A 3,933-nucleotide genomic window follows, 5' to 3' on the forward strand; every position below is an offset into this window, starting at 1 on the left:
CCGCGCTCGACGGCCAACAGGCCGAGGATCTTCTGCACTCGGTGGGCATCACCGTCAACCGCAACGCCGTCCCGTTCGACCCGCGCCCACCGATGGTCACCTCCGGCCTGCGCATCGGCACGCCGGCGCTCGCGACCCGCGGCTTCGACGACGACGACTTCCGCGCGGTCGCCGACATCATCGCCGAGGCACTCGTCGCAGGCGACAAGGCCGACGTCTCCGCGCTCAACGCGCGTGTCATAGCGCTCGCCAAGTCCAAGCCGCTCTACGACGGACTCGAGGACTGGAAGCTCCTCGGATAGCTTTCGGCGGCGTCGATCGACCCATGAGCGCACCCGAGCCCTCAGCGGCTCCCGCAGCCCCGGCAGGTAGCCTTCGCATCGGCTACCCGCCGGGGCTGTCTCCGGATAAGTGGCTGCGTCGCATGGCCGGCCGCTTTCCCGCTGTGCAGCTGGACACCACGCTTGTTGACGTCGGACGTGCCCAGCTAGGACAGACGCCGGAACTCCTCGCCGACGAGTTCGACGTCGTCTTCGTGCGTGAGCCCGCCGAGGCGCCGCGATCGGCGCCGGAAGGGCTCGCGCGAATCCCGCTCTATACCGAGGACCTTGCCGTTCTTGTGCCCCGCGATCACGAGGCGTCCCTGTTTTCTTCCCTGTCCTTGACCGAACTCGACGGTGAGCGCTGGGTTGACCCAGTTGACGCCCTCACTTCGTCTTCTGCAGAAGTAGAGATGCATATCGAGCTTGTCGCGGCGAACGTGGGCCTCGGCCTCCTTCCACTTCCGCTCGCTCGCGCGTACTCACGCAGGGACGTCGTTGTCATTCCGCTTGACGAGCCCGCGCGCACCCGAATGGGCATTGCCTGGCTTCCAGGCAGGGGAGACGAGGACGAGATCGCCGGTTTTGTCGGGATCGTCCAGGGCCGTACCGAGCGGACGAGCCGCGGGCCGGAGCCCACACCGCGTGGTGGATCGGGCGCGAGGTCGAAAGACGGTCAGAAGAGCAAGGGCGCAAGCGGAGCGGTAGGTCGCCGAGCAGGGAGCTCGACAGCCAAGCCGCGTTCTGCGAAAGCAGTGCGGCGCGGTCCCGCGAAGGGGCGGCGAAAGTAGGCGACGGAGGCCACCGACGAACCGCCAAGTCCCTGATGGTTCAGGTTGATCGGCGAAATGGAGCCAGGCACGATGCCGACCTGCGCAAACGCGGGTGGCCAAGTTGTGCCGACCTCTAGTTGCTCGCCCTGTGAATGGAGCCGAAATTCGTCTACAAGACGACCATGTGCAGATGTAGAGGGATCCGAGAGATGCCGTCCCTCCGTCGCTTGGGGTGAATCGATCACACACGCATCCGGGAGCGACCATGGCCTTGAAATCGAGCACCAAAGACAAGATTCGCAAACTCCTCGCACAGAGCGCCGACCGCTCGGTGGGCACCGCAGAGGCGGAACTCTTCCGTGCCAAGGCCTTCGAGCTCATGGCCCGCGAAGGGTTGGCCGAGGCAGATATTGGTGAGGAGGACACCGGTAGCGAGGTCGGCATGTTCCGCGTGGACATGCGCATGACGTACGGGCATGAATACGGCGCCGCGTTCGGCCGCGTTGCCGCGGCGTTGCACTGCTCGTATACGTACGGAAAGTTCGACCGAAACGCGGTCATATTCGGTCGTCGCAAGCACCTTGACCGACTCGAATTCCTTTGGCCGCTCCTGGTGCAGATCTGCACGACCCACATGCTCGCGATGCGCGGATACGACTCCGCTTCAACGCGTCGCAAGCGCATGTCTTTCCTTTACGCATTCATGATGTCGGTCGCCAAGCGTCTCGAAGAGACCGAGTATTCGGTTGCCGCCGAACGCGAACGAGAGCGCGCTACTGGTGATCGCACTTCTACTGAACTCGCCTTCACCTCCGACCGGGACGCTGCGGACGTCGCCCGGGACCAGTGGCTCATCGACAACGGGTACATCCTCGCCGGGCGTAGGCGATCTCGCGCCCGTCTCGATCACGGAGCGTCCGCCGCGGGAATGCGCGCCGGAAGCGTTGTCGATATCGGAAACTCTCGGCTCGATGGGGGACCGCGCCAGTTGTCCGTGTAGTTCAATTGGCGCGGGCAAGCCGCGAAGAGCGCGGTGTCCCGCGGAGGATGAAAAACAGTGGAGAGCCGCCGGCTTTGAGAGTCGGCGGCTCTGGCTCAGCCCTGCGGAGTAAGGGTGAACGTGCCTATTTCGAGAGGACCCAAGAACGCGGCGCCTTCGTAGCCGCCGTGTCCGTCGTCATTCATATACACGCGGTGTCCGGGAAAGAAGTCGACGTACCCGCCGGTATCGGTGGGGTGAATCTTATAGCGACCGATGAGCACAAGCTCGTCCCCTTCGACGTGTCCTTCGCGTGCGAGCAGAACACTTCCCGCAGACAGTGTCGTCGAGGTGTACGTTCCGGGCCTGACATCGGCGGACGCCGCAGGTACGGCTGCGATGAACGATCCGGTGCCTACTGCGGTCGCGGCGGCGATTGCGATGAACTTTTTCGAGATATAGCGGGTGGACATAACGGTCTCCTGACCTCGAGGTAGTCCGAGTGTATTGCCTCGAAGGGCGAATACGTAGGACGAGGCAGGTGAATAGGCGCGATATTCTCGCTACTCGGTCGCTCTGAAATGAGTGGTTGGTGACTGTAAGCGGGCGAAAGTGAGTCCGAAAGGCACGCAGCGCTTGCGGCGCTGGCGGGAAATGCACGGAGGGGTTTACCCCTTTTTGTACCCCCGTAATAAATACGCCTTTAGTTGCGCTTAGTGGTCGTCGACACAGTTACCCAATTACGCGAAAGAACGACAATGCAAAAGGTTTTTGCGGCCGTAGCGGCCCTCTTTCTCACCTTGTCCGTAGCGGCATGCGGAAACGCCGCAAACGAACCGGAGGCAGTCACGGTGACATCTACGGTTCCTCCTAGCAGCGCTAAGAGCACGACCAAGGCCACTCCGACGGTGGAGACGACGGCGGAGGCGGCTTCTGCTCCGGCAGCTGCAGATTCGCAACCCTCCGGCGGGGACTGTCTGGTCGGTTCAATGGGGCAGCCGCAGTTCCAAGGCACCTCCTGCCTGGACAAGCAAGTAGCTTCTTGTGGCGACCCGGGAACCATGGAAACAGGGACCACCTTTTTCACCGACGGTTCGTCGGGGTGGACTCAGCAGTGCGCGAACGTAATGCTTCCGCAGCAGGAGCAGCTTCGCGCGCAGCGAGGCCCTTACCCAACGCATTCGGGGGAGGACACCGCAGGGGAGTTCGTTCCGGCTGATCCGGTCACACCGGATTACTCGGACGACGCACCTACCTACAACCCGGATCTCGAGGGAGTCGCCGGAGACTCGAACATTTACGGCGCCGGCGAGGCCGGTTATTAACGACCAGCGGAACAAAGTTCAGGCATTGGCGGAATGTCCCGCCCGAGCCTCTCAGCGCTTGCGCGCAATGACAGCGAACTTGCCCGGGCTCAGATGCTTTGTATTTGTCCATCGCTTCGATAGAGCGCGGCAGAATTCTGCAAGCTAGGCGCTTATGCAGGGCTAGGAATCGCTGACATTGTCTCGCCTCTCAAAGGGGGCTCTCGCTCGAGCCATGGAAATTCTGCTGGATCTTTCGCCAAGGCAGGAAGTTAACAGTTACCCCCGTGTGTAGCCCCGTAACGACGTTCGTTTAAAACGCGTTAAGGGTGTGAATCAATACGATCAGCGCCGCTGAAGGCCACCAAGATAGGAATGCCGCGTGACCAATCACCAGTCGCCCAACGGACCCCAGAACTGGCAGGGAAACCCGAACCAGTCGCCCAACGGGCCCCAGAACTGGCAGGGAAACCTGAATCGCCCTGGCTCCGTCGGAGGGTCTTGCTGAATCAGGCGGCCTGAGGTTCGGTCGCCTGGTTGGAACGGTACATCTCCTC

The 3,933-nt window shown here is 62.3% G+C and carries 4 protein-coding genes and 1 pseudogene; 4 read left to right on the plus strand and 1 reads right to left on the minus strand.

Annotation, left to right across the window (positions count from 1 at the left end):
- The 3 genes and pseudogenes from K8V11_RS12585 to K8V11_RS12595 all read left to right on the plus strand — a co-directional run.
- Window positions 1–302, plus strand: a pseudogene (locus tag K8V11_RS12585) (serine hydroxymethyltransferase); the annotation flags it as partial.
- A 23-nt stretch (window positions 303–325) separates the two neighbouring features.
- On the plus strand, window positions 326–1,111 hold the full coding sequence (locus K8V11_RS12590; protein WP_303914865.1) for a LysR family transcriptional regulator substrate-binding protein: 786 nt from the start codon (window positions 326–328) through the stop codon (window positions 1,109–1,111).
- 247 nt (window positions 1,112–1,358) lie between these two features.
- Window positions 1,359–2,093, plus strand: a complete 735-nt coding sequence (locus K8V11_RS12595; RefSeq protein WP_303914869.1) for a DUF2786 domain-containing protein — start codon at window positions 1,359–1,361, stop codon at window positions 2,091–2,093.
- 95 nt (window positions 2,094–2,188) lie between these two features.
- Here K8V11_RS12595 and K8V11_RS12600 read toward each other — a convergent pair whose 3' ends face one another.
- Window positions 2,189–2,545: a hypothetical protein gene (locus K8V11_RS12600; RefSeq protein ID WP_303914871.1), complete on the minus strand. Its 357-nt coding sequence runs from the start codon at window positions 2,543–2,545 to the stop codon at window positions 2,189–2,191.
- A gap of 588 nt (window positions 2,546–3,133) precedes the next feature.
- Here K8V11_RS12600 and K8V11_RS12605 point away from each other — a divergent pair.
- Entirely contained in the window at window positions 3,134–3,397 is a 264-nt protein-coding gene (locus tag K8V11_RS12605) for a hypothetical protein (RefSeq protein ID WP_303914874.1), read from the plus strand.
- The last annotated feature ends 536 nt before the right edge of the window (window positions 3,398–3,933 follow it).

Origin of the sequence: Dietzia timorensis (assembly GCF_020742175.1) — a bacterium.
Lineage (GTDB): Bacteria > Actinomycetota > Actinomycetes > Mycobacteriales > Mycobacteriaceae > Dietzia > Dietzia timorensis_A.

Excerpts from the sequence above, each read along its gene's own strand:
- K8V11_RS12590 (WP_303914865.1), top strand. The coding sequence starts at position 326 with ATGAGCGCACCCGAGCCCTCAGCGGCTCCCGCAGCCCCGGCAGGTAGC.
- K8V11_RS12605 (WP_303914874.1), top strand. The coding sequence starts at position 3,134 with ATGGAAACAGGGACCACCTTTTTCACCGACGGTTCGTCGGGGTGGACT.
- K8V11_RS12595 (WP_303914869.1), top strand. The coding sequence starts at position 1,359 with ATGGCCTTGAAATCGAGCACCAAAGACAAGATTCGCAAACTCCTCGCA.
- K8V11_RS12600 (WP_303914871.1), bottom strand. The coding sequence starts at position 2,545 with ATGTCCACCCGCTATATCTCGAAAAAGTTCATCGCAATCGCCGCCGCG.